Here is a 4,533-nt window from a genome sequence, read left to right on the forward strand (position 1 = left end):
GAGCGGCGTGGCGACCGCGCTCGACCACCAAACCGCGATCGAGCACCAGAATCTCATCGGCATCGACCACAGTCGAGAGACGGTGCGCGATAATCAGGGTGGTCCGATTGCGCGACACCTCGCGCAGAGACACCTGGATTTCCTTTTCGGTCTGAGTGTCGAGGGCGCTGGTCGCCTCGTCAAAAATCAGAATAGCGGGACGTTTCAAGATGGTGCGAGCAATTGCCACCCGCTGTTTTTCGCCGCCGGACAGCTTCAACCCTCGCTCGCCGACCTTGGTGTCATAACCCTGGGGCAGAGAGACAATAAAATCGTGAATGCGGGCCAGACGCGCCGCTTCCTCGATCTCGTCGGGACCGGCTGCGGGGCGGCCATAGGCGATGTTGTAGCGAATGGTATCGTTGAACAGCACCGTGTCCTGCGGCACGATTCCAATCGCGGCCCGCAACGAATCCTGGGTTACGGCCCGGATATCCTGGCCGTCGATTTGGATTGCTCCCGAACCGACTTCATAGAAACGGAACAGCAGTCGCGAGATCGTGCTCTTGCCCGCCCCCGAGGCACCGACGATGGCCAAAGTCCGTCCGGCGGGAACGGTAAAACTGACCCCGCCCAGAATCTGGCGATTTGATTCGTATCCGAAACGGACATCCTCGAACCGGATTTCGCCGCCATAGACCTCGAGATCACCGGCATCGGCGGCATCCTTTATTTCGGCCGGTTCCCGCAGCAGACGGAACATCGCTTCCAGATCGGTCAGCGACTGGCGGATTTCGCGATAGACCGCGCCAAGGAAGTTCAGCGGCATGTACAATTGAACCAGATACGAATTCACCAGGACGAAATCGCCGACGGTCATCCGCCCCGCGGCGACGCCCTTGGCCGCCTGGACCATCACCAGGGTCAGGCCAACCGCGATAATCGCGCCCTGGCCGATATTGAGCAACGAGAGCGACACCTTCGACTTGGTTGCAGCGGTCTCGTAGGTGCGTAGAGACGAATCGTAGCGGCCGGCCTCGTGCGCCTCGTTGCAGAAATACTTTACCGTCTCAAAATTCAGCAGCGAATCGATGGCCTTGGCCGCCGCTTCGGATTCAGTCTCGTTCATCCGGCGGCGGAACTTGGTGCGCCATTCCGTCACCGCGAAGGTAAAGGCGATATAGACCGCGATGGTGCCGACCGTGATCAGAGCGAAACCGGAATCGTAAAGCCCCCACAGAACCGCGGTCACCATCGCGATTTCCAGCAGAGTCGGCAGGATGCTGAACAGCAGGAAATGGAGCAGGAACTCGATCGCCTTGGTGCCGCGCTCGATCGCCCGGGTCACTCCGCCGGTTTGACGGTCGAGATGAAAGCGCAGCCCCAACCGGTGAAGATGGCGGAACACGTCCAACCCGGTGGTGCGGATCGCCCGCTGCGCCACCTTGACGAAAACGATGTCGCGCACCTCGCCGAAAGTTCCGGCCAGCACACGGGCGACGCCATAGGCCAGCAGCAAGCCGAATGGCACCGCCACCACCATTCCGGCACCGGGATGCTGCGACAGGGCATCAACCGCATGTTTGTAGATCAGCGGAACCGTGACGGTAACCGCCTTGGCCAGGGCGAGCAGCAGCATTGCCACCACCACCCGCAGGCGGAGGCCGGGTTCTCCCTCGGGCCAGAGACTGGGGAGAAGAGCGCGGATGGTGGACCAGTCGGCGGCGGCCCCCTGGCCACGCGCCCGGTCCCAATTCGAGGGGGATCGTTTGCTTCGCATCGGCGCATCATGGCGACCCACTCCGTGCGCCGCAACAGGACAAGGTGGCGGCCCTGGCTTTTGATCCAAGCAATTGCGATTCGACGAAAGTATGCCTATCCTTGTCGATAGGCAGAAGAAGGGCGCCAGAGCATGCGACATCCCAGCCACGCCGATGGCGGGCGCCGTACCGACTGGAAAAACCTTCGCCTTCTGGTGTTCGGGACCGACGATCAGTTTCGATTTCTGGTTCGGCAAACCTTTCGCAAGCTGGCGGTCGGCGACATCGTTTCCTATGGAATCGCGTCCGATACGATCGAACTGGCTAGGCGAGGAACCGATCTTGCGATCGTCGATCTGACCGGCTCTCCCGACGAGGCTTTGGCGGTGATCGGCTGGCTGCGTGGCAACGCTCCCGCCCAGGTTCCTATTCTTGTCGTGGCCTCTGCGGCGCTGAAAGGCGCGGTTGATCGTGCCCGCGCCCTCGGGATCGAAGGGATGCTGCCCAAGCCGGTGTCCGGCCACGAACTGACGCTACGGGTCGCCGACACCCTGGCCGCCCCGATCCGGATGGCCGCCCCCGCCGCGATCCACGACCGCGGCAAACCCAATCACGTCCGCGCTGTCCCGCCGCAGCCGGTGCCCGAGCCCGTCGTGGCCGTCGCACCTCCGCCGCCGTCACCACCCGCCCCCACCGCTCCACCGCCCACTCCAGTTTCCCTTTCGCCGCGGCCAGCCCCTGTGGTGATCCCCCCGGCCCGGCAGACTCGAATCGGCGCAGGCGGCAGCGCTGCCGCCCCTCTTCGTCGGATCTCTGGTGGCACTTTAAGCGAAGACGATCTGGTCGCACTGCCGACCCGCCCCTCCGGCCGCCTTGGCGACGACGATCTGGCCCCGCCCCCCTTCGACGCCGAGGCCGAAGCCGCCCGCCGCCGGGCCGAGCGACGCAAACAGGCATGGCAAGACGCCCTGGCGGCGGCCGGACATGTTGTCCGTGTCGGCGGTGACGTCGCCCGCTTTGATTTATCGGCGGTGATTGCCGAACACGCCAAATGGCTGGAGACCAGCGGAGCCGAGGGACAGCGCGCCAACGTCTCCAATCGCGATCTGGCCGGAGCCGATCTGACCGACGTGATTTTGCCCCAGGCCTCGTTCCGTGAAACCGACCTGTCCGATGCCTGTCTGGCCCGTGCCCGACTGGACGGATCGGATTTTCGCCGGGCAATTTTGTCTGCGGCCGATCTGGGCGGGGCCAACCTGGGCGTCGCCGCCCTGCGGCACGCCCGCCTTGACCTCAGCAATCTGGAAGGGGCGGTGCTGCGCGGCTGCGACCTGTCCGGGGCGGTGCTGTCACGGGCCCGTCTGGCCGGGGCCGATCTGAAGGGTGCGATCATGATCGGGGCCGATCTGACCAACGCCGATCTGTCGAAGGTCGAGAACCTGACCCAGACTCAGGTCGAGAAGACGTTGTGTAATCTCGATACTCGCCTCCCCCCCGGCCTCAACCGCCCGCCGGGGCGGGAGTAGTCGCCGCCCGCGCCAATGCGTCCAGTACCGATTGTTCGCTCAGCAATTCGGGCAGAGCGATTCCGTCGGGCACGCCCGGGCCATAAACCGCATTGAAGGGAATGCCGTACCGTCCAAAGGAGGCGAGATAGTCGGTTATCGCGACATCGGGGCGAGTCCAATCGGCCCGCATCGCGACCAAGCCGGGCGCGGATAGCCGCCGAGCCACCTCGCCCCGCTCCACCACCGCCAACTTGTTGACCTTGCAGGTGATGCACCAATCGGCGGTAACATCGACGAAGACGGTCTTACCCTCGGCAACAAGGGGCTGAATCGCGGCGGAATCAAACGGGACCCAGGTGATTGCGCCCGGCGCGGACGCTTGATCCTGCGCCGTTGGGGCGGTCTGAATCTGCTCGACCAGCACCATCAGCAGCCACAGCGCGGTTCCTGCCAGAGCCACTCCCATCGCCACCCGGACCCGAACCATCCACCGTCCCGGCCGGGGCAGACGCAACACCGCATCGGGCCAAACCGCCACCAGCAGGAAGGGGGCGGCCATGCCAATCCCCAGGGCGGCGAAGATCGCGACGATCTCAAGCGGCCCACGCGCCAGGGCAAAGCCGATTGCGGTGCCGAGGAATGGCGCGGAACAGGGTGTCGCCAGCAGGGTTGCCAGCGCCCCCGACAGGAAGTGGCCGGTTAAAGACGGCTGCGCCTCGCCTGCGGGGGTGCGGTCAAGCAGCCAGCGCGGCAGGTTGATTTCAAACCCACCCCACAGATTGGCGGCGAACAGCAACAAGATCAGCACCATCACCGCCAGGAAGGCCGGTTGCTGGAACTGGATCCCCCACCCGACGGCAAGACCGGCCTGACGCAAGGCAATGGCCACCCCGGCCAGGGCGAGGAACGAGGCGACGATCCCGGCCGCAGAGGCGATGAAGCTCCATCGCGCATGAGCGCGCTCGCCACCGCCATGACCGAGGATGCCCAGCAGCTTGATCGACAGGACCGGCAGCACGCAGGGCATCAGGTTGAGGATCACCCCGCCCAGCAAGGCGATCAGCAGCATCCCGATCAAAGAGGTGGCGTCAGAGGGGGCGGCAACCGGATCGACCTTCGCCTCCAGCGAGCGGGCGCCATCGACAACGGTGACAGTCAGTGGCACCCCGACCAGCGACCGGGTCGGCGGCGAAGACGGCTCGATTTCGAAGGTCGCCAAACGACGGTCGGACGAGAAAAACACCTGGGGAGCGGCAAAAGACGGGGCCTCGTCGGATTCGATGAAC

General features: G+C 64.6%; 3 protein-coding genes. 1 reads left to right on the forward strand and 2 read right to left on the reverse strand.

The window, feature by feature from the left end; translation table 11 throughout:
• Positions 1–1,759: ABCB family ABC transporter ATP-binding protein/permease (locus K678_RS16900; RefSeq protein WP_021133695.1), on the reverse strand; the 1,759-nt coding region annotated here is incomplete at its 3' end.
• Positions 1,760–1,891: 132 nt separating this feature from the next.
• On the opposite strand from K678_RS16900, the gene K678_RS19800 reads away from it, so the two are divergent.
• Positions 1,892–3,265, forward strand: a complete 1,374-nt coding sequence (locus K678_RS19800; RefSeq protein ID WP_021133696.1) for a pentapeptide repeat-containing protein — start codon at positions 1,892–1,894, stop codon at positions 3,263–3,265.
• On the opposite strand, the gene K678_RS16910 is transcribed toward K678_RS19800, so the two are convergent.
• A partial coding sequence (locus K678_RS16910; protein ID WP_021133697.1) for a protein-disulfide reductase DsbD family protein occupies positions 3,240–4,533 on the reverse strand: 1,294 nt, incomplete at its 5' end. The genes K678_RS19800 and K678_RS16910 overlap by 26 nt on opposite strands.

The sequence above is a fragment of the Magnetospirillum fulvum MGU-K5 genome (assembly GCF_000442515.1).
In the GTDB taxonomy this organism is placed as follows: domain Bacteria; phylum Pseudomonadota; class Alphaproteobacteria; order Rhodospirillales; family Magnetospirillaceae; genus Phaeospirillum; species Phaeospirillum fulvum_B.